The organism is Corynebacterium sp. S7, assembly GCF_054401105.1.
This window is the reverse complement of the sequence record NZ_CM136760.1, coordinates 2,044,452-2,062,889: the sequence shown is the minus strand read 5'-3', so window position 1 is coordinate 2,062,889 and position 18,438 is coordinate 2,044,452. Positions and strand designations below refer to the sequence as shown.

Below are 18,438 nucleotides of genomic sequence, written 5' to 3'. Positions count from 1 at the left end.
TGGCCGTCCTTTCCTCGCAGTTACTAGATGCGCTCCTGCTCGCGCTCTGAGTTCTTCGCCCAGTGGCTGCGACGAGAATCCCCGTAGCGGTTTCGCATCCGCTGAGCCTGAGCAGGCTCGTCATCGCGGGAAGTCTCAACCGTATCTGGCTCGTTCTCAGGGTGCGGATCTGGGCCGGCGAGGGCAAGCTCGGCTTCCTCCTCGCGCACACGGCGACGCTCCTTGAACTCGGAGCGAATGAAGATGAGAAGACCCAGTGGCGCCATCACACCGAACGCGATCCACTGTAAACCGTAAGAGAGGTGATTGCCGCGCTCAAGTTGAGGAAGAACAAGAGGGTTCAACGAACCCGGCTGCTCATCGGTGACCATAATCCATGGCTGGGCCAGGGGCTGGCCCGTGAGATTTGCAATTTGGTCCGTATTAATGGAGTAAACCTGCTGGTAGCCCTGGTCAACGAGCGGTTGGGAAGTGTGCACGCCCTCGTCGACACGCAACACGCCTGTAACCGTCACCTCATTGGAAGGCGGTGCGGCAATGGGGGCGACCTTGGTGCCATCGACGGCATCGACCCAGCCACGGTTGATCAAAATGACCTGGCCGTTATTGAGCTCGAAGGGCACTAGGGACTGGAAAGCGGGGTGCGATTCCACGGGGCGCAGGCGCAGGAGAACCTCGGAATCCGCCAGGTAGTGGCCGGTAAGAGTCACACGGGTCCACTCCTGATCGCGGTTATAGGTGCCGTCTGGTGCAACAACGTCCGTGACTGGAACGGGGTCCACCGTGTAGGCGGCCTCAATGCGGTCGTTGCGCTCGACGATGGCATCATCTTTGCCGAGCTGCCACGGAGCGAGAAAGGAAAAAGCGAAGTAGGAGAAGATCACAATCAGCACAGCTGTGATCACCCAACCGGGGCTTAAAAACTTTTTCCACCAGGAAGTTACACTAGTACGGCTCACATTTACCTACTCTACCTGCGAGTCTTGTTTGGACCGAACCCATTCAATAATACCTGGGGCGGCTGACTCAATTTGGGTGCGCGTCTCCACGAACCCCTCAGGACCACCGTAGTACGGATCATCGACACCCGCGCCCTCGGGTGCGTCCGGATCAAAGGAACGCAGCAAGCGGATCCGGTCCTCGGCCACGCCACGCGCTACGAGTTCGGAGACGTGGTTTGGGGCGAGTGCGACGATGAGGTCGGCCTCAAAGCGTTCGCCGCCAAACTGTTCAGCGCGGTGTTGGGAACCGTCGTAGCCATTGTGCGAAAGCTCGGCCAAAGCGCGTTTGTCAGCGGGTTTGCCCACGTGCCAGCTTCCGATGCCGGAGGAGGTGAGACGCACGTCGTCGTGAAGTTCTTTTTGCTTTAATGCGTCCCGGACAATCACCTCCGCCATCGGGGAGCGGCAGATGTTGCCAGTGCATACAAAATCAATGTGAAGCATCAATATTCCTTACAATCTTGTCCAGCTCGGCTGGGGAGTGCGCAACATATTGCGCCGTGTCCCATTCAGCCTGTTCGCCGTACCCCCACGTTACCGCGGCCGTGTCCACGCCAAAATGGGCGGCGCCCTCGATGTCGTGGTGGCGATCTCCGACCATCAGGATTTCTTCGCCCTCGAGGTCAACGTTGTCGAAGACATACTGAATGACAGCCCGTTTCGTGCGCCTTGCGCCGTCCTCCTCAGCCGCACCGAGGAACTCGAAGTGGTCGAGGAAGCCTTCGCGGCTCAAGATTGCGCGGGCGAAACCCTCGCCCTTCGAGGTGGCTGTGATCAGCCGGAAGTTCTCTTCGCTCCACGTGGACACCAGATCAAGCATGCCTGGGAAGGCCGTCGCGTTGGCCCAGCCGCCGTCGCGCGTGTACTCCATGTAGGTGTTAAAGGCCTTGCGCACCGCAGTCCGAGGTAGCCCCAAGTTGCGCAGGGTTTCTTCCATCGGAGGTCCTGCGATGCGGCTCAAGAACTTCTCGTCGGGGTGTGGCCAATCGACCGAATCAAGGGCGTGAAGAAAACCGGCGCGGATGCCGGGCATGGAATCAATCAGGGTTCCATCGACGTCCAAAAGCAAAGTAGTCACCTGCCCAGCATCCCACAAAACTATGTCGAGGGCGTGATCTAAGATGGTGCGCATGACTACTGTCGGCGACGTAATCAATGAACTCGATAGGGCTTATCCGCCCGCTTTGGCGGAGAGCTGGGACTCTGTGGGCCTAGTCTGCGGTGACCCGGACGATCAGGTCACCCGCGTGGCTTTCGCGTTGGATTGCACACAAGCGGTCGCGGAGCGCGCAGTCGAGCTAGGAGCGCAGCTGTTGGTCGTGCACCACCCACTTTTGCTGCGCGGGGTGGATACCGTGGCCGCGAACACGCCGAAGGGCAAAGTAATTCACACCTTATTAAGGGGAGGCTGTGCGCTCTTTTCCGCGCACACCAACGCGGACTCTGCTCGTCCAGGAGTCTCCGATAAGTTGGCCGAGCTCGTGGGCATCACCCCGGGTCGCCCGATCAAGGTGGTAGATCCCCGTGCTCGCGACAAGTGGGGCGTGCACATTCCGCAATCCTCGGTGCGCACTGTGATGGATGCTCTCTTTGCCGTCGGTGCTGGTCGCATTGGCAATTATTCCGAGTGTGCCTTCGAAATTGCAGGTCAGGGTGGGTTCACCCCGCTCGAGGGAGCAGATCCCACCGACGGAGAGGTGGGCACGCACTTCTCGGCCCCAGAGACGAGGGTGGAGTTCGTTGCGGATAGCACGTTGCGCAGGAAGCTTATCGACGAATTGCGTAGAACCCATCCCTACGAGGAACCAGCCTTCGATATCGTGTCCATGGAGCAAGACGTGGATCTTGCTACCGCTACCGGCTTGGGGCGGATCGGCGTGCTGCCCGAGGCCATGACACTGCGCGAATTCACCCAACAGGTGGCCAACGCACTGCCCGAAACCGCCTGGGGAGTCCGTGCAGCAGGTAACCCAGATCAGCTGGTAAAGAAAGTGGCGGTGAGTTCGGGCTCTGGCGATAGTTTCTTGGCGGACGTGTCCAGGCTGGGTGTGGATGTCTACGTCACCAGTGATCTGCGCCACCACCCAGTAGACGAACACCTGCGTGCGGGCGGGCCAGCCGTGATAGATACTGCCCACTGGGCCAGCGAATTTCCGTGGACTACCCAGGCGGCGGGTATCGTGGCTCCTCTAGGGGTTGCAACGGAAATTATCTCCATTCGCACCGACCCGTGGACTGTGTCAGCACACCCGTCAGCACATCCGGAAAACTAGAAAGAGACTTTAAGGATGAAACTCGCAAAAGATTTACAGCCGCTCCTGCTGCAACTGGCGGAGGCGGAGCGTCGTGCCGGCCAGCCAAGCCCGATCAGCCCTGAGCAACAAGAACTGAACAAGCTGCTCAAGGAACGCGAACGCATGTCAGATGCCACTGGCTCCGCACAGCTTGCCGTGGACGACATGGAGCTGGAAATCCTGCGTATCCAGGAAGATGAGCGCAAGCTGAAAAAGCGCGAGCTCGACGACAAGCGCCAGCTTTCTGCGGAGACGGATCCGGATCGTCGTAAAGATTTGGAGCATGATCGCTACGCGGCGAAGTCGCGCATCGCTGACCTGCTCTCTGAACTGAAGGAAGCACATAACGAGATCGCAGCACTGCGCAATAACCGCGATGTGCACGGCGCGCGGCTGGACGAGCTAGATCGCAAGATCGAGGTGGCAAAGCGCAGCGCAGAGGCAGTGCCAGAGGTGCAGCAACAAAATCCTGCAGAGATCCGGGCACAACTACCGTCCGACGTGCTGGAAGCCTACGACGATCAGGGAGCAGCCGAGTTCACTCATTCCCGCACTTGCGGCAGCTGCTTCATCCAGCTTCTCGGGTCGGAGCGTGACCAGGTGTTGGCTACCCCGGAAGATGAATTGCCAACCTGTCCGAACTGCGGAGTGTTGCTGGTTCGATGAAAGTCACTATTTACGCTGACGGCGGCTCGCGGGGAAACCCAGGTGTGGCCGGTTCTGGCACGGTCGTCTACGACGAGTCGGGTGCAACGCTGCGCGAAATTGCCTACGTGGTGGGGCAGAAGGCTACCAACAACGTCGCCGAATACACGGGTCTACTGCGTGGGCTCGAAGCCGCACGCGACCTGGGCGCGACCGAGGTAGACATCTACATGGACTCCAAGCTAGTGGTGGAGCAGATGAGCGGGCGCTGGAAGATTAAACATCCCGACATGCAGAAGCTGGCCTTGGAGGCACAAAAGATTGCCGCGGGTTTCAATAAGGTGAGCTACACCTGGGTGCCTCGTAACCAAAATAAGAAAGCCGACGAACTTTCCAACGTGGCCATGGATGCGGCCGCGGGTGGTGCCGCGCCGGGCGTGGTCGGTGGCGAAGACCCAGAGCCCGAGCCTGCGAAGTCCCAAGAACCGGAGAAGTCCCAAGAACACGAGGTCGCAAGCCACGCCCACTGGTACGGCATTGACGAGGCCCCGACCAGGTTTGTCCTCCTGCGCCACGGCCAAACAGAGCACTCTGCCAAGCACTGCTACTCCGGTTCCTCCGACCCAGCACTGACTGAGGTCGGCAGGGATCAGGCCCAGCGGGCAGCGAAGTGGATTGCACAAACCGAATCAGTGGACGTGATCGTCTCCTCGCCACGGACCCGCGCGCTTGAGACTGCCGCAGCAGTGTCAAATGTTGCGGGCATCCAGGTAGAAACCGTGGATGGCCTGCGCGAAATGGATTTCGGTCAATTTGAAGGCAAGACGCGCAATGAAGCCCGCGAGGCGGATCCGGAGCAGTTCCAGGCCTGGTATTCGTCGTATAGCGTGGCTCCTCCGGGCGGTGAGTCTGTCGAGGACATGGACCACCGCATCGTTGCTGTGCGCAAGCAGCTGCAGCAGCGCTACTCGGGCAAGACGGTGGTTGTGGTCTCGCATGTCACTCCGGTGAAGTCGTTCGTGCGCCAGGGGCTAAATTCGGGCGCGGATACGTTTACGCACCTGTTTTTGGATCTGGCATCGATTTCCGTGGTGGAGTTTTACCCTGAATCGGCGGTGGTGCGCCGCGTCAATGACACAGCGCACCTGATGCTCTAAACGGCGCTAAAGGGTCCTAAACGGCCGAGGGCTTTGCCGTATAACCCACCTCGGCGACCGCGTCGACGAGGTTCCGCACGCTAACCTGCTGGGGATCGTGCTCGACGAGGATGCGCCCCGATGAGAACTTCACCTCGGCAGCCTCGACGCCCTCGAGACTATTGAGCTTGGTTTCAATCTTCGTTACACACGAGGGGCAGGTGAACTCGTCGGAACGAAGTGTGGTCTTTTTCAATGTGTTAGGCATTTTTCTTTCCTTTCTTTGTCCTGATACTTCCTAGGTTATGGCGCGGGCGGGACCCGTTCCTTGATGCAGATCAAGTAGCACGAAAATGGCAAGGAATTAGTGAATCGCAGGGCCAGAGACGTAGAATAGGAACTCGCGAATGAGCTGGCCGGGCAATCGCGGCTCCTGAACCCCATGTCACATGGAAGGCAGGCGTCGAGGAAAGTCCGGACTCCACAGAGCACGGTGGTTGCTAACGGCAACCCGGGGCGACCTGCGGGAAAGTGCAACAGAAAGTAGACCGCCTGGGAAACCAGGTAAGGGTGAAAGGGTGCGGTAAGAGCGCACCGGCATGCGTGGTGACACGTGTGGCCAGGTAAACCCCACTGGGAGCAAGGCATTACACCGAGCACACTGCGCGGTGGTTCGAACGCTATGGCTGCTCGTCTAGTTCGAAGGTAGCTGCTTGAGGCCCCCGGCAACGGGAGGTCCAGATGGATGATTGCCGCCACGAGGTTCGCCTCATGGTACAGAATCCGGCTTACAGGTCAGCTCATTCGCCAATTTTTTGCCATACTAGGCAGTTATGAAGCTTTATGCCGCACCCCTAAATTTTCGGCCGATTGCCGCGGAATTCGATATTCCCACAACATTTCGGCCCGAACTCCACGCGGAGGCGGCGGCCGCGACGGATTCCTTCGCCGGTCAGCGCCGCGATGCCCGCGAAATCCCGCTCGTGACCATCGACCCAGTCGGTTCGCGCGACCTGGATCAGGCCGTCTGCATCGAGCAGACAAAGAGCGGGTTCCGAGTGTACTACGCCATCGCCGATGTTGCGGCGTTCATTGAGCCAGGGTCTTTGCTTAGCGACGAGTCCCTGGTCCGGGGTCAAACCATCTACCTGCCGGACGAGCCAGCACGCCTACACCCAGAAGAACTCTCGGAGGGTTCCGCCTCCCTGTTGCCAGACGTGGATCGCCCAGCGGTGCTGTGGACCTTTGATCTCGATGAGGAGGGTGAAGTAGAAAACGTGCACCTCGAGCGCGCGCTGGTGCATTCGGTGGCGCGGTTGGACTATGACGGAGTCCAGGCCGACCTCGATGCTGGGTGCCTGCACCCCTCGATTGAGTATTTGCCGGAGGTGGGCAAGCTGCGCCAGGAGTCCTCTCTGCGCAGGCACGCAATTAACCTGCGTCTGCCTTCGGTGCGCGTGGAAGAACTCGAGGATGGTCGCTACGAATTGCAGATCGAACCTCGCCACCCGATTATGGATTACAACTCGGAGATCTCCCTGCTCACGGGCATGGCAGCGGGGCAGATGATGGAATCGGCAGGCATTGGGTTCTTGCGCACGCTGCGCCCAGCAACTGAAGAATCTGAAAAAGTCTTCCGCGACGAGGTCCATGCGCTGGGCTTTAGTTTTGATGCAGACATGCCGATCGGGGAGTTCTTATCGGTGGTTAATCCCGATACGCCGCGCGGAATGGCAGTGCAACGAGAGGCCCAGAAGCTTCTGCGCGGGGCAGGCTATGTCGCACTGCCGCAGAAGGAACCTGAAGTCCACGCCGGTATCGGTGGGTACTACTCGCACGTCACAGCACCGCTGCGCAGACTGATCGACAGGTATTCCACCGAGGTGTGCCTGGCTATTTCCGGTGGCTATGAAGTTCCATCGTGGGTGACAGAAAATGGGCCTGCCGTTGTCAAGGCAATGGGTCGGACTTCACCTTTAGCCAACTCGGTGGATCGGGCCTGCCTGAATCTCACCGAGGCCACCGTACTTGCTCCGTGGCTGGGGCAGAACTTTAACGGCGTGGTGCTGCAATCCAATCCTGAATCTTCGCAGTCACGCATCTTCATCATTGAGCCACCGGTGCTAGGACAATCGCTCGGCGCGCCAGCGGAGGGGATTGAAACCAACTTCTCGCTCGTGCGCGCCGATGTGCAGACCCGCGAAGTAGCCTTCGCGTGGCCAGCGGACTAGCGCCTTAGTTAATTACTGTTAGCTAACTACTCGGGCACCCTCGCCCTGGTGAACGGGCATGACGTAGAAGCCGTCGTGGACAAGATCGGCGACGAAATTTTTCGCGCGCTGGACAGGCACAAAGGCGATAACAGCTTGGCTCATCCCGGCGGCGGCAGGCCGAGCCGCACGAGCACCGCGCAGGTTTAGCAACTTCACCAGATCATCTGGGGTATCTAACCCGTGCATATCGTGTGGCGTATTCAGCAGGTGAAATAGGTCGTTTTGCCGACGAGAACGCAAAGCCTTGGCCACGGCAAGGGCGCGCAGGGTCTCGTTTTCGCTAAAGAGCATCCAATCGCGGGCATCTTCCTCGGTGGGGGTGCCCTCGGTGCCGCGGACCTGGTGAATAGCCTGGAGCCATTCCACCACGCGCGTCGGGGCATCCGGGATAGAACGCAGAGAATCGGTGCCGAAGTTGTGCGCGGCTTCGTCGATAAAATCACGGCGCTGCGAGATCAGTTCTGCCTGGGAAGAATCGGGCTCGCCGAGACCATGGGACACCGAGAAGATCTCCACTCCGGAACGCAGCGGGTGCGGGGCCTGGGTAACAGAACCATCGGCGTAATCAACCACCGAGACGGTCTCGCCGACACCGCGTAGGGCAGCGGTGTGACGCGCACGCAGCACTGGCATCGTGGAATAAGTATCCACGGCCTGGGAGCACAACTCGGCAATCTTGGTGCGCAGAGGGGCCTCGTTGATGTCCTCGTGATCGGCCAGCAGTGCTAGGGCAAGAGCCACATCAGCGGCGTACATTGCACCCAAGCCGGAGCCGACCGGGATGTCGGACTCTACCGTGATATCTAGGCCAGTGGTTTCACGCGAGAGCATCTGCCGCGAGATCAGACTATGCACCACACCGGCATAGCGCGTGGCCATGCCGGGCTCGGCCTTGTTGATATTGGCTAGCGAGACTTCGCCAATGACTTCTTTAACGTGTTCGCCGCCTGCTTCGTCGACTTCGGCGGTGCGGAAGGTGACGCGCACGCGATCGTCGTCACGCATCGAAAACGCCACTGCTGCGCGCAGCTGTGTTAAACCTACAATGGTGACACCACCATAATGGTCGACGTTTTCTCCGATCAGAACCCATGTACCAGGGGCGTCGGCGACATGCACGGGCCTTGAACCGGTGATGCGCTCGTGGGTCTGGCGGACTCGATCGGCTGGTGGGGTATCTGGTGTGGTCCACAATGGCATTGAGATTGACCAACCTTTCGACTTCAAAACTCTAGAGGATATAACCACACTACCAATGATGAGAGTAGAATAACCTGCACCTGAATGAACAAGGAGGAACAAACTGTGTCCGATGACAAGTTCTACTACAGCCCTTCCAGCGGTGAAGTAAGCCAAGGCAAGCATGCAGCTTGGGAAGACCGAATGGGCCCCTACGACACCGCCGAGGAAGCCGCCGCAGCACTGTCGCTTGCAAATAAGCGCAATGCGGCAGCAGATCGAGCTGAGGAGGCTGACGATAACTGGGGCGAGCCAGCCTCCTGGGAGAAGGACGAGAAGTAACTAACCGCGCTTCTTCTTCAACTTGGAAAAACCTAACTTGATATCTGAAACCACGTCGTCGTAGCCCTCCAGGGATGCGGCGGCGTTATCCATTTCTACCTGGTACAACATGCCATAGGCGAAGGTATCCTCACCGCGTTCGCGGGCAGCCTCGGAGAAATCATGCAGGCGCTCACGAGCGGTCACGGCATCCTGGAAATCACCCAGCAGGGACTGCAGCTTCTTGCAGGAGCGAGCAAGCTTCGTGGTCTTTAAATGCGATGCCTCGCCCACAGCCTCAGCAGCGTAGCGCAGCTTCTTGGCGGCCTTGCGCATGTCGTGGACGTAATCCTCGCGCTCGTGCAGAGAGAGCTCTGGGTCGTTGTAGTAATCCACTACGCGCTGGTGGCGCTTCATCAACTTCTTGTACGCCTCGGCCAGGTGGTCGTAGAGCACGTCAGCCGGTGGGGTCTTAGCCTCTGCCTGCTCGGTTTCTAGCTGAGTGTCCACCGGTGGGTGGGCAATGAGCTCGTCGATATCGTCGAGGAGCTGGAGGTAGCGCTTGGAGTCCAGCGCCTCAATGATCTTGGCATGCGCGGCCTCGTATTCGGCACGCATATCGCCGCGAATGTGCGAGGCCGCCGTCTCGTCGACAAGGCCGGTGACATCAGATTCGAGCAGCTCCTGGAAGCGCTCTTCGACTACCTCCGCGTCGCGCGCCTTGCCCAAAATATTGGCCAGCTCCTTGAGCTCGCTGGAAATGGACTCCAGCTTGTCCGAGACCAAGATGCCCTCGAAGGTTTCCAAGTGGCTGCGCAGCTCGCGGGTAGCCACGCGCATCTGGTGCACCGAATCCCATTCATCGCGGCGGACCTTCGGGTCCCAGCTAATCAGCGAGTCACGGTTCGCCTTGAGCGCCTCGACAACGGCATGCGCCGGGTGATCGAAATCCAGGGTCTCGCCGGCCAGATGCGGTGGCAGCGGTGCCTCATCCTGGGTGTGGCCAAGAGCAGAGACAAGCTTGCTTGGCGACGACGACACCCGCGCACCATGAGCAATGAGATAGGTGGTGGCCTGGCGAATCAGCTCCGAGCCTTCCGCCGTGCCAGCCAGCTCGCCCGAGAGCTCAACTTCCCACTCGCGCCAGCTGGTACGCTCGCCACCGGGCAGCAGAGACCAGGCAGTGACCCGGTCGTCGCAGAACTCGGCGACAATCTTTTCTCCCTGTTCGCTGGCGCTAGCCAGCTCCGACTCGGTGCGGTTGTTATCTACCTGGGCAATGGGCTCCAGAGGTTGATCGCGCACAATCGCGCGGATCTGGGAAAGCAGCTCCTCAGGGATGGTGGCCGGATCAGTCAGCTCCGCCGAAAGCTCCAAGCGGCCCTGGGTAGCGGGCAGTTTCAGGTGCCAGCCGTCATCCTTGCCACCAGTGCGACGGCGCAGGGTTACCTTCGCGCGGGTCAGACGCAGATCACGTGTGTCGTAGTAAATAGCCGACAGATGATGTTGCGTGGTCGAGGCAATGTGGTCCACGGCTTTCAACGCGGTGAGATCTGGGGTGGGAGTCGTTTCGTCGACAGCAAACTTTGCTTCTACTTCGAGAAAACTCGGGGTGGACACGTCTTGGCCTCCTGGCACGTAAGGGCGAGCATTTAAGGCACGCAGGTCTGATTCTGTTAATTCTACTGACACATTCCCGCTACAGTTTAGAGTATGAACAGCCAACAAGAATTTGTGCTCAGCTCCGTTGAAGAACGTGGCATTCGGTTCATCCGGTTGTGGTTCACCGACATTTCCGGTGCATTGAAGTCCATCATGATGAGTCCATCTGAACTGGAAGGCGCCTTCGAAGAGGGCGTCGGGTTTGATGGTTCCTCCATTGAGGGCTTCTCGCGGATCTCCGAGTCAGACACCTTGTTGTTGCCCGACCCGTCGACTTTTCGGGTGCTTCCTTTTGATAATGAAATCCCAAACATGCAAACCGCGCGCATGTTTTGCGACATCACCACTCCTGACGGTAGTCCTGCTTATGCCGATCCGCGCGATGTGCTGCGCCGGCAAGTAACCAAGGCTGGCGACGAGGGCTTTACCTGCATGGCCGCCCCCGAGATCGAGTTCTACGTGCTCGAGCGTGACCAGCATCATTCGCCAACCGATAACGGTGCCTATTTCGATCAGGCGACGTTTAATTCCGCGCCGACTTTTCGTCGTGAAGCAATGCTCGCGCTGGAATTTATGGGCATTGCCACCGAGTTTTCCCACCACGAGGCCTCGCCGGGCCAGCAGGAGATCGACCTGCGCTATGCAGACGTGCTCGCCATGGCCGACAATGTGATGACTTTCCGCTATCTCATCAAAAACGTCGCCGCGAAAAACGGAGTGCAGGCAACATTTATGCCAAAGCCCTTTAAAGAACATGCTGGGTCGGCGATGCACACGCACTTTTCGCTTTTCGAGGGTGACACCAACGCCTTCCACGACCCAGACAATGAGATCGCGCTGTCGACCACGGGGATGCAGTTCATTGCCGGTATCCTCGAGCACGCCCCGGAGATCTCCGCTGTGACCAACCAGTGGGTCAATTCCTACAAGCGCCTTCAGTTCGGCGCCGAGGCCCCCACGTCCGCGACCTGGGGAGTTTCCAATCGCTCCGCGCTGGTGCGGGTGCCCACTTACCGGTTGAATAAGGAAGCTTCACGACGAGTGGAGGTTCGCTCCCTCGACTCGGGTGTCAACCCGTATCTCGGATTCGCCGTGGTGCTCGCTGCAGGCCTGCGTGGTATCCGAGAAGAATACGTGTTGGGGGAGCCCGCCGAAGACGACGTATTCTCTCTCACCCGCCGGGAGCGCCGGGCGTTGGGCTACCGTGATCTGCCGACCTCACTGGACGAGGCGCTGCGCCTGATGGAGAAATCTGAATTCATGGCCGAGGTGCTCGGCGAGCAGGTCTTTGAATTCTTCCTGCGTTCGAAGTGGGACGAGTGGCACGATTACACCGAGCAAATCACCCCGTGGGAGATCGATCACAATCTTGGTTTCTAGCTTGGTTCTCAGCTTGGATTGGAGTGACTTATCATGACGCGCGCAACCTTGCCCTCTGCGGCAAGCCTTGGTCTGACCAGCGAACATGCCTCAGCCGATATCGCCGAATTGGGCTTTAATACCGAGGAGTTGTTGTACACCCTGGCGGGGGCGGGCGATCCGGATCTGGCGCTCAATGCAGCCCGGCGGATCAAAGACAATCTGGACCGTTCGGGATCTGGCTATAGCGAACTGCGCGAAGCGCTCCAGGAGAACGCGACGCTCCGGACACGCTTCTTCGCGCTACTCGGCGGCTCGACCGCCCTCGGTGACCACTTGGTTGCCCACCCGGAATTGTGGCGTGAGTTTGAAAAATCGGATCTGGCCACCGGCGAGATTTACCAGACCATGCTTTCCTCGGTTCAAGCCGTTCCGGAGCCGTGGTGCGTGGGTGCTGACGAGCTTGATCGCGCCGGGACCTACCGTGCCGGGATCGAAGGCAAGGAAGCGAAAGTGGCACTGCGCGGGGCATATCGCACGCTCATGATGCGCATCGCCGCCGCCGACCTGGCTGGCACATTTGCCGCACGCAAGGGCTATGGCGGCGACGAACCCACGCTCGAGTTCACCCAGGTCACCGCTCTTTTAACCGACTGTGCCGACGCGGCTCTCACCGCCGGGCTGTCGGTTGCCGTGCGCCAGGTTTATGGCGAGGAGGAGATGGACACTCAGCTCGCCGTGATGGCCATGGGCAAGTGTGCAGCACAAGAGTTGAACTACATCTCGGATGTGGATGTCATCTTTATCGCCGAGCCAGCCACCGCGAAGGCAACGCGTCTGGCCTCAGACTTCAACCGGATCGGATCGGCGTGCTTCTTCGAAGTTGATGCCAACCTGCGCCCCGAAGGTAAATCGGGCGCGCTCGTGCGCACTGTGGATTCGCACGTAACTTACTACAAGCGCTGGGCCGAGACCTGGGAATTCCAGGCACTGTTGAAATCTCGTCCGATGACCGGGCACCTGCCACTGGCGCAAGAATACAAGAACCGCATCGCCCCAATGGTGTGGGAGGCCAGCCAACGCGAAAGTTTCGTCGAAGATATCCAGGCAATGCGCCGCCGGGTGCTCGAAACAGTGCCTCAGGATATGCGCGACCGCGAGCTGAAACTCGGCAGCGGTGGCCTGCGCGACGTTGAATTCGCCGTGCAGCTCCTCCAGCTGGTGCACGGCCGCGTGGATAAATCCCTGCGCGTGATGAACACCGTCAAGGCTTTACAGGCGCTGAGCAATGGTGGCTATGTCGGGCGCGAGGACGCAGCAAACCTGATCTCGGCCTATGAATTCCTCCGCCTGCTCGAGCACCGCCTGCAGCTACACCGCTTCAAACGCACCCATACGCTGCCCGCGCCCGAAGATACGAAGAACCTGAAGTGGTTGGCCTCTACTATCGGTTTGAGTTCATCAATGGAAAACACCTCGGTAGAAAAGCTGCAGCGTGAGCTGCGCAGCGTGCGCCGAGTTGTGTCCAACCTGCACGCGAAGCTGTTCTACCGTCCGCTGCTCAATTCCGTGGTCACGTTTACCGACGGCGAGGTCAATCTTTCGCCCGAGTCCGCGAAACTGCAGCTCTCTGCGCTGGGTTACAAGCACCCCGACCGCGCCTTCGAACATCTCACCGCGCTGGCGAAGGGCTCGTCGCGCAAGGCAAAACTGCAGGCAATCTTGCTGCCCACGCTCATGGAATGGCTCGCAGAAACCGCCGACCCCGATGCGGGCCTGCTCAACTACCGCAAGCTTTCCGACGCTGCCTTCGACCGCACGTGGTTTTTGCGCATGCTTCGCGACGAAGGCGTGGTCGGCCAGCGCCTCATGCACATTTTGGGAACCTCGCCGTATACCGCTGACCTGATTATTAAGGCACCCGATGTTGTGAAGTTGCTCGGTGATGGCGCCCAGCAACCCAAGTTGCTCGATGCTGCTCCCGACCAGGTGTACAAGGCCTTGATCGCCTCGTCGAAACGCCATAAAGACCCAGACAAAGCTGTGAGCGTTGCCCGTGCCCTGCGTCGCAGCGAACTCGCGCGCATCGCTTCGGCGGATCTGCTGGGGTTCATGGATGTGCGCCAGGTGTGCATGGAACTGACGTGGGTGTGGGAAGCTGTGCTCCAAGCGGCGCTGCTGGCCGAGATTCGTGCGGATCTTGCTGCGCGTGATGATCGCGATGAGCCCTATGCCCGAATTTCCGTGATCGGGATGGGTCGGCTGGGTGGCCAGGAGCTGGGCTACGGCTCGGATGCTGACGTGATGATCGTAGCCGAGCCCGTTGAAGGCGTTGAGGAATACGATGCCTTGACCTGGACCACGAAGATCATTGACCAGATGCGCAGGCGCCTGTCCAAGCCTTCCGGGGATCCGGCAATTGAGGTGGATCTGGGGTTGCGCCCTGAAGGTCGCTCCGGTCCCGTGGCGCGCACCATCTCCTCCTACGTGCGCTATTACTCGGAGTGGGGAGAAGTCTGGGAGAAACAAGCCCTGCAGCGCGCCTCCCACGTCGCCGGCGATCCGGATGTGGGCCGGGAATTCCTTGAGGCCATTGACCAGTTCCGCTACCCAGAAAACGGGGCGAGCGAGGCGGATATCCGCGAGGTTCGTCGCATCAAGGCGCGGGTGGACAATGAGCGCCTGCCCCGTGGCGCCGACAGGAATACGCACACGAAGCTCGGTCGCGGTGCGCTCTCGGACATCGAGTGGACGATCCAGCTGATCACGATGATGCACGCGCACACGTACCCGCAACTGCACAACACGTCGACGCTGGAAGTGCTGGACTTCCTGAAAACGGATGAGGCCGCCGACATTATTCGCCCCGAGCAGGTCACCATATTAGAAGAGGCCTGGTTGATGGCAACGAATGCGCGCAACGCGCTGGTGCTGGTGCGTGGTAAGCGCAGTGACCAGCTGCCAAGCCCCGGCCCGCAGCTGGCGCAGGTCGCAGGTGCCGCAGGGTACGATCCGCACAACAACCAGGAGTTCTTGGAGGATTACCTGCGGGTGACTAGGCGCAGCCACCGCGTGGTGGAGGAAGTGTTCTGGGGCGAGGAACCCAGCCACGAATTCGGCGAATAATTTTCAGGGTTTGTTTTCAGGGTCTGTTTTCAGGGTTTGCCCCGATGCACGATCGCCTCCCACGGTCGTAGCATGGGGGCATGGCACTGAACATGACAATCAACCTCGACGACGCAACTTTTTCCGACCTTGTAGCTTTGGTCAAAGCAGCCGAAGTAGCTGGCGTAGACAAACGAGCACCGCTGCACTTAGAAGGCTCCGAGCTTTCTATCACCGTGACCACTCCAGGAGTGACGGTGCTGGGCAGCGATCATTCGAACGACCGGACCACCTCGCAACCAAACATCGGCGATGCCGCAATTCGCAGCGTGATCGATATTCTTACTGGCCGCCAGGAGCCACCTCGCTCGAACCAATAAGGGCTAGTTCTCGTCGTCGTCGGGCTTTGAATTTTCCTCTGGATCTTCCATGTCCACGATGACGATTTTTTGTGCGCTCTGACGCTTGATCTTGATATACGTGGTGATCAGCCCAACCATGTACACGGCCCACACGCCGAACACCGCAAGCCACGCGAAGCGGAAATCCAGCCACTGGTAGGACTGGCCATGCGAGTGCTGATCCAGCAGAATACCCACGAGCTGGGCCGCGATCATCGCGGCAAGGAATCCGCCCATGTTGCCGAACCCAGTACCGGTGGCCACCACACCATTCGGCAGTTTTTCGCGGATCTGATCGAAACCAAAGTTCGATGCAGGCGTTGCAAACGCCATGATGATGTTGAGCACGATGATCGCGACGAGGCCACGTGGTTCGGGGCTGAGGAAGAACAGAACCCAAGCACCGGTATTGATCGCGGTAGCGACGAAGACAACGTTTGTGCGCTTATTGCCTGCACGCGCAGAGATGATGCCCAGGATAGGGCCCGCGATAACGGCGGAGATGGTATTGACCACCAGCACCATGCCGGCCTGAGTCTGGGGCAGGCCCATGCCTAGAGTCATCAGCGGCATGCCCCAGAGCAACGAGAAAACGTTGACATAAAGCATCGAAACACCATGAATAAAAAAGGCCTGCCAGCAAATCGGAGAGGTCAAAACGGTCTTCAACGACTGGCCGAGGGAGACACGCCCTTCACCGGACCTTGCCTTTTTCTCGGCCTTTACCGGTGTGGAATCTTCCGGAGCATCCGACACGGCCACAAATGCGGCCAGCGAGACCAAGATTCCAATGGCGCCCAAAGTAACAAAGGCAACGGTCCAGCCGCTCGTGTTCAGCAACCAGAGGAAAGGCACGGCAGACAGGAACTGGCCGATCTGCCCGAATGATGCCGTGAGCTGGGTAAACACCGGAGTTTTCTTTAGTGGGAACCAGTACGGCAGAATGCGCATGACTGACAAGAAGGCCGTGGCATCGCCCATGCCGATGAGAACTCGAGCTGCGATGGCTACCCAGTAATTCGTCGTAAAGCCAAGCAAAATCTGCCCGACGCCCATGATCAGCGCACCCGCGACCAGCATGCGACGTGGCCCAAAGCGGTCGATGAGCAGGCCCATCGGGATCTGGGAAAGGGCGTAGACGCCGACCTGCACGGAGGTAAACACCGCGATACGGGAGGCATCGACCTGGAACCGATCAATCGCGTCAACGCTGGCTACGCCGAAGGATGTGCGCCCGAGGATCGCCACAATGTAGACAATGCACGCAGCTCCCCAGACAGTAAGGGCTTTCGTCGTAACAACTTCACGGGGATCGGGTGTGGCCATGGGAGCAAACTCTACTCCCTATTCACAAATTAGACAGGTGACAAGTAGACAGCTGCCAGACAAACCCAGTTAAACCCTGACAAACCCAGAGCCAAGTGCCTCATTGTTGCTCAGGATCAGTAATGTATAGGTGGTGGATTACATTTCAACTCGCGATGCCTCCCGCACGACGTACAAGTTCACCGACATCCTGCTGTCCGGCTTGGCGCCCGACGGCGGGTTGTACATGCCAGTTGAGTACCCGCAGATCAGCGGCGAGACTCTCACGCAGTGGCGCACGCTACTCGCGGACAAGGGCTACGCGGCACTGGCCGCCGAAATCCTTAAGCTCTACATCGACGACATCCCAGCCGCCGACATCGAGGCGATCACCGCGCGCGCCTACCGCACCCCCGTCTTCGAAACAGAAGACATCGTGCCAGTGACGCGTATCGACGAGCACTTGCTCATCGCGCACCTCTCCGATGGTCCGACTGCGGCGTTTAAAGATATGGCGATGCAGCTGCTCGGCGAGCTCTTTGAGTACGAGCTTTCGCGTCGCGACGAGACCATCAACATCCTGGGCGCCACCTCCGGCGATACCGGCTCGTCTGCGGAATACGCCATGCGCGGACGCAAGGGCATTCGCGTGTTCATGCTCACCCCGGCTGGGCGCATGACCCCGTTCCAGCAAGCGCAGATGTTTGGGTTGGATGATCCGAACATCTTCAACATTGCCCTCGACGGTGTCTTCGACGATTGTCAGGACATTGTCAAGGAAGTTAACGCCGACGCCGAGTTTAAGAAGCAGTACCGTATCGGTGCCGTGAACTCGATTAACTGGGCACGCCTGCTGGCTCAGACCGTGTATTACTTCTCCACGTATCTGCGCGTGACTAACACTAACGACGAAAAGCTGTCCTTCTCGGTGCCAACCGGCAACTTCGGCGACATCTGCGCTGGCCACGTTGCCCGCCAGATGGGTCTGCCCATCGATCGCCTGATCGTGGCAACCAATGAGAACGACGTGCTCAACGATTTCTTTACCAACGGCAAGTACATTCCTCGTTCCGCAGCGGAAACCGTGGCGACTTCGTCGCCAAGCATGGACATTTCCAAGGCCTCCAACTTCGAGCGCTTCATCTTCGACGTGCTCGACCGCGACGCTGAGCGCACCGCGCAGTACTTTGGTGTGGACGTAAAGCAGGGGGGATTCTCCCTTGAGGGCGAAGAATACCGCTCGAAGGTGCGCGACACCTATGGCTTCTTGTCGGGTAAGTCGACACATGCTGACCGTCTGGTGACTATTCGCGAGACGAAGGAAAACTTCGATGTGATGATCGATCCGCACACCGCCGATGGTGTGAAGGTTGCCCGCGACTGGCAGGACGCTGTGGATACCAACATTGTTGTCCTTGAGACCGCGTTGCCGGTGAAGTTCTCGGATACGATTGTCGAAGCGACCGGCGAAGAGCCTGCCACCCCGGAGCGCTTCGCTGGCATCATGGACGCAGAGCGTTACGTGACCGACCTACCTAATGATGCGGAGAAGGTGAAGCAATTCATCGCCGATTCCATTGCGGCGGTGGACGTGAAGTAAGGAGAGCGCATGGCACAGGAGCAATTCGCTGGCCCCGAGTACAACATTTCTTTCGATCCAGAGAAGTTCATCCGTGATCTAAAAGTTCAGGCTGAGCAAAAGCACGTAGAGGAAGAGCAGGAACGTTCCGACGACGACAACTCGCAGGCGGAGTAGG

17 protein-coding genes and 1 other RNA gene are annotated in these 18,438 nt (G+C 59.1%); 11 read left to right on the top strand and 7 right to left on the bottom strand.

All coding sequences use genetic code 11. The features are described from left to right. Window positions 1-23 precede the first annotated feature (23 nt). From ACXZ66_RS09810 to ACXZ66_RS09800, 3 genes are read right to left on the bottom strand one after another with little or no spacing between them, the layout of a single operon-like run. On the bottom strand, window positions 24-959 hold the full coding sequence (locus tag ACXZ66_RS09810; RefSeq protein WP_458748463.1) for an SURF1 family cytochrome oxidase biogenesis protein: 936 nt from the start codon (window positions 957-959) through the stop codon (window positions 24-26). A 6-nt stretch (window positions 960-965) separates the two neighbouring features. Next, a complete protein-coding gene (locus ACXZ66_RS09805; protein ID WP_458748461.1) occupies window positions 966-1,445 on the bottom strand; it encodes a low molecular weight protein-tyrosine-phosphatase in 480 nt (159 codons plus the stop codon). Continuing rightward, window positions 1,432-2,133, bottom strand: a complete 702-nt coding sequence (locus tag ACXZ66_RS09800; protein ID WP_458748459.1) for an HAD-IA family hydrolase — start codon at window positions 2,131-2,133, stop codon at window positions 1,432-1,434. The genes ACXZ66_RS09805 and ACXZ66_RS09800 overlap by 14 nt, the downstream gene beginning before the upstream one ends. Between ACXZ66_RS09800 and ACXZ66_RS09795 the strand changes: the two genes are divergently transcribed. From ACXZ66_RS09795 to ACXZ66_RS09785, 3 genes are read left to right on the top strand one after another with little or no spacing between them, the layout of a single operon-like run. Then, window positions 2,132-3,274, top strand: coding sequence for a Nif3-like dinuclear metal center hexameric protein (locus tag ACXZ66_RS09795; RefSeq protein WP_458748458.1), 1,143 nt, complete (start codon window positions 2,132-2,134; stop codon window positions 3,272-3,274). The two genes, ACXZ66_RS09800 and ACXZ66_RS09795, sit on opposite strands and share 2 nt — an antisense overlap. Before the next feature lie 15 nt (window positions 3,275-3,289). Further along, window positions 3,290-3,961, top strand: coding sequence for a zinc ribbon domain-containing protein (locus ACXZ66_RS09790; RefSeq protein WP_458748456.1), 672 nt, complete (start codon window positions 3,290-3,292; stop codon window positions 3,959-3,961). Beyond that, entirely contained in the window at window positions 3,958-5,097 is a 1,140-nt protein-coding gene (locus tag ACXZ66_RS09785; protein ID WP_458748455.1) for a bifunctional RNase H/acid phosphatase, read from the top strand. Before ACXZ66_RS09790 ends, ACXZ66_RS09785 begins: the two co-directional genes overlap by 4 nt. A gap of 16 nt (window positions 5,098-5,113) precedes the next feature. On the opposite strand, the gene ACXZ66_RS09780 is transcribed toward ACXZ66_RS09785, so the two are convergent. After that, window positions 5,114-5,344 carry a heavy-metal-associated domain-containing protein gene (locus tag ACXZ66_RS09780; RefSeq protein WP_458748454.1) on the bottom strand — a complete coding sequence of 77 codons (231 nt, stop codon included), beginning with the start codon at window positions 5,342-5,344 and terminating at the stop codon, window positions 5,114-5,116. A gap of 140 nt (window positions 5,345-5,484) precedes the next feature. On the opposite strand from ACXZ66_RS09780, the gene rnpB reads away from it, so the two are divergent. After that, window positions 5,485-5,883, top strand: an RNA gene (rnpB, locus tag ACXZ66_RS09775) — RNase P RNA component class A. Window positions 5,884-5,909: 26 nt separating this feature from the next. Beyond that, the gene (locus ACXZ66_RS09770; RefSeq protein ID WP_458748453.1) at window positions 5,910-7,307 is read left to right on the top strand and encodes an RNB domain-containing ribonuclease; all 1,398 of its coding nucleotides are present in this window, start codon (window positions 5,910-5,912) and stop codon (window positions 7,305-7,307) included. Between the two features lie 18 nt (window positions 7,308-7,325). Here ACXZ66_RS09770 and ACXZ66_RS09765 read toward each other — a convergent pair whose 3' ends face one another. After that, window positions 7,326-8,549, bottom strand: a complete 1,224-nt coding sequence (locus ACXZ66_RS09765; RefSeq protein ID WP_458748452.1) for a galactokinase family protein — start codon at window positions 8,547-8,549, stop codon at window positions 7,326-7,328. A gap of 84 nt (window positions 8,550-8,633) precedes the next feature. On the opposite strand from ACXZ66_RS09765, the gene ACXZ66_RS09760 reads away from it, so the two are divergent. Then, complete coding sequence (locus ACXZ66_RS09760; protein ID WP_458748451.1) at window positions 8,634-8,870, top strand: hypothetical protein; 237 nt, start codon at window positions 8,634-8,636, stop codon at window positions 8,868-8,870. On the opposite strand, the gene ACXZ66_RS09755 is transcribed toward ACXZ66_RS09760, so the two are convergent. Further along, on the bottom strand, window positions 8,871-10,469 hold the full coding sequence (locus tag ACXZ66_RS09755; protein ID WP_458748450.1) for a CYTH and CHAD domain-containing protein: 1,599 nt from the start codon (window positions 10,467-10,469) through the stop codon (window positions 8,871-8,873). A 93-nt stretch (window positions 10,470-10,562) separates the two neighbouring features. Between ACXZ66_RS09755 and ACXZ66_RS09750 the strand changes: the two genes are divergently transcribed. The 3 genes from ACXZ66_RS09750 (at window position 10,563) to ACXZ66_RS09740 (ending at window position 15,355) form a co-directional block, all read left to right on the top strand. Next, window positions 10,563-11,891: a glutamine synthetase family protein gene (locus ACXZ66_RS09750; protein ID WP_458748448.1), complete on the top strand. Its 1,329-nt coding sequence runs from the start codon at window positions 10,563-10,565 to the stop codon at window positions 11,889-11,891. Window positions 11,892-11,924: 33 nt separating this feature from the next. Continuing rightward, window positions 11,925-14,996 (top strand): bifunctional [glutamine synthetase] adenylyltransferase/[glutamine synthetase]-adenylyl-L-tyrosine phosphorylase, encoded by a 3,072-nt coding sequence (locus ACXZ66_RS09745; protein ID WP_458748446.1) that lies wholly within the window; start codon window positions 11,925-11,927, stop codon window positions 14,994-14,996. An 80-nt stretch (window positions 14,997-15,076) separates the two neighbouring features. Next, the gene (locus tag ACXZ66_RS09740) at window positions 15,077-15,355 is read left to right on the top strand and encodes a hypothetical protein (RefSeq protein ID WP_458748444.1); all 279 of its coding nucleotides are present in this window, start codon (window positions 15,077-15,079) and stop codon (window positions 15,353-15,355) included. A 3-nt stretch (window positions 15,356-15,358) separates the two neighbouring features. Here ACXZ66_RS09740 and ACXZ66_RS09735 read toward each other — a convergent pair whose 3' ends face one another. Further along, window positions 15,359-16,702 carry an MFS transporter gene (locus tag ACXZ66_RS09735; RefSeq protein WP_458748443.1) on the bottom strand — a complete coding sequence of 448 codons (1,344 nt, stop codon included), beginning with the start codon at window positions 16,700-16,702 and terminating at the stop codon, window positions 15,359-15,361. A gap of 133 nt (window positions 16,703-16,835) precedes the next feature. Between ACXZ66_RS09735 and thrC the strand changes: the two genes are divergently transcribed. Together thrC and ACXZ66_RS09725 are read left to right on the top strand one after the other, a co-directional pair. Further along, entirely contained in the window at window positions 16,836-18,281 is a 1,446-nt protein-coding gene (thrC, locus tag ACXZ66_RS09730; RefSeq protein ID WP_458748442.1) for a threonine synthase, read from the top strand. Between the two features lie 9 nt (window positions 18,282-18,290). Next, window positions 18,291-18,437: a hypothetical protein gene (locus ACXZ66_RS09725; protein ID WP_458748441.1), complete on the top strand. Its 147-nt coding sequence runs from the start codon at window positions 18,291-18,293 to the stop codon at window positions 18,435-18,437. Window position 18,438 lies beyond the last annotated feature (1 nt).

Bases quoted from the DNA above. Each gene is read 5' to 3' on its own strand.
- ACXZ66_RS09805 (WP_458748461.1), bottom strand. From the start codon at position 1,445: ATGCTTCACATTGATTTTGTATGCACTGGCAACATCTGCCGCTCCCCG.
- ACXZ66_RS09790 (WP_458748456.1), top strand. From the start codon at position 3,290: ATGAAACTCGCAAAAGATTTACAGCCGCTCCTGCTGCAACTGGCGGAG.
- ACXZ66_RS09745 (WP_458748446.1), top strand. From the start codon at position 11,925: ATGACGCGCGCAACCTTGCCCTCTGCGGCAAGCCTTGGTCTGACCAGC.
- ACXZ66_RS09800 (WP_458748459.1), bottom strand. From the start codon at position 2,133: ATGCGCACCATCTTAGATCACGCCCTCGACATAGTTTTGTGGGATGCT.
- ACXZ66_RS09795 (WP_458748458.1), top strand. From the start codon at position 2,132: ATGACTACTGTCGGCGACGTAATCAATGAACTCGATAGGGCTTATCCG.
- ACXZ66_RS09735 (WP_458748443.1), bottom strand. From the start codon at position 16,702: ATGGCCACACCCGATCCCCGTGAAGTTGTTACGACGAAAGCCCTTACT.
- ACXZ66_RS09770 (WP_458748453.1), top strand. From the start codon at position 5,910: ATGAAGCTTTATGCCGCACCCCTAAATTTTCGGCCGATTGCCGCGGAA.
- ACXZ66_RS09765 (WP_458748452.1), bottom strand. From the start codon at position 8,549: ATGCCATTGTGGACCACACCAGATACCCCACCAGCCGATCGAGTCCGC.
- ACXZ66_RS09725 (WP_458748441.1), top strand. From the start codon at position 18,291: ATGGCACAGGAGCAATTCGCTGGCCCCGAGTACAACATTTCTTTCGAT.
- ACXZ66_RS09785 (WP_458748455.1), top strand. From the start codon at position 3,958: ATGAAAGTCACTATTTACGCTGACGGCGGCTCGCGGGGAAACCCAGGT.
- ACXZ66_RS09750 (WP_458748448.1), top strand. From the start codon at position 10,563: ATGAACAGCCAACAAGAATTTGTGCTCAGCTCCGTTGAAGAACGTGGC.
- ACXZ66_RS09760 (WP_458748451.1), top strand. From the start codon at position 8,634: ATGAACAAGGAGGAACAAACTGTGTCCGATGACAAGTTCTACTACAGC.
- ACXZ66_RS09740 (WP_458748444.1), top strand. From the start codon at position 15,077: ATGGCACTGAACATGACAATCAACCTCGACGACGCAACTTTTTCCGAC.
- ACXZ66_RS09780 (WP_458748454.1), bottom strand. From the start codon at position 5,344: ATGCCTAACACATTGAAAAAGACCACACTTCGTTCCGACGAGTTCACC.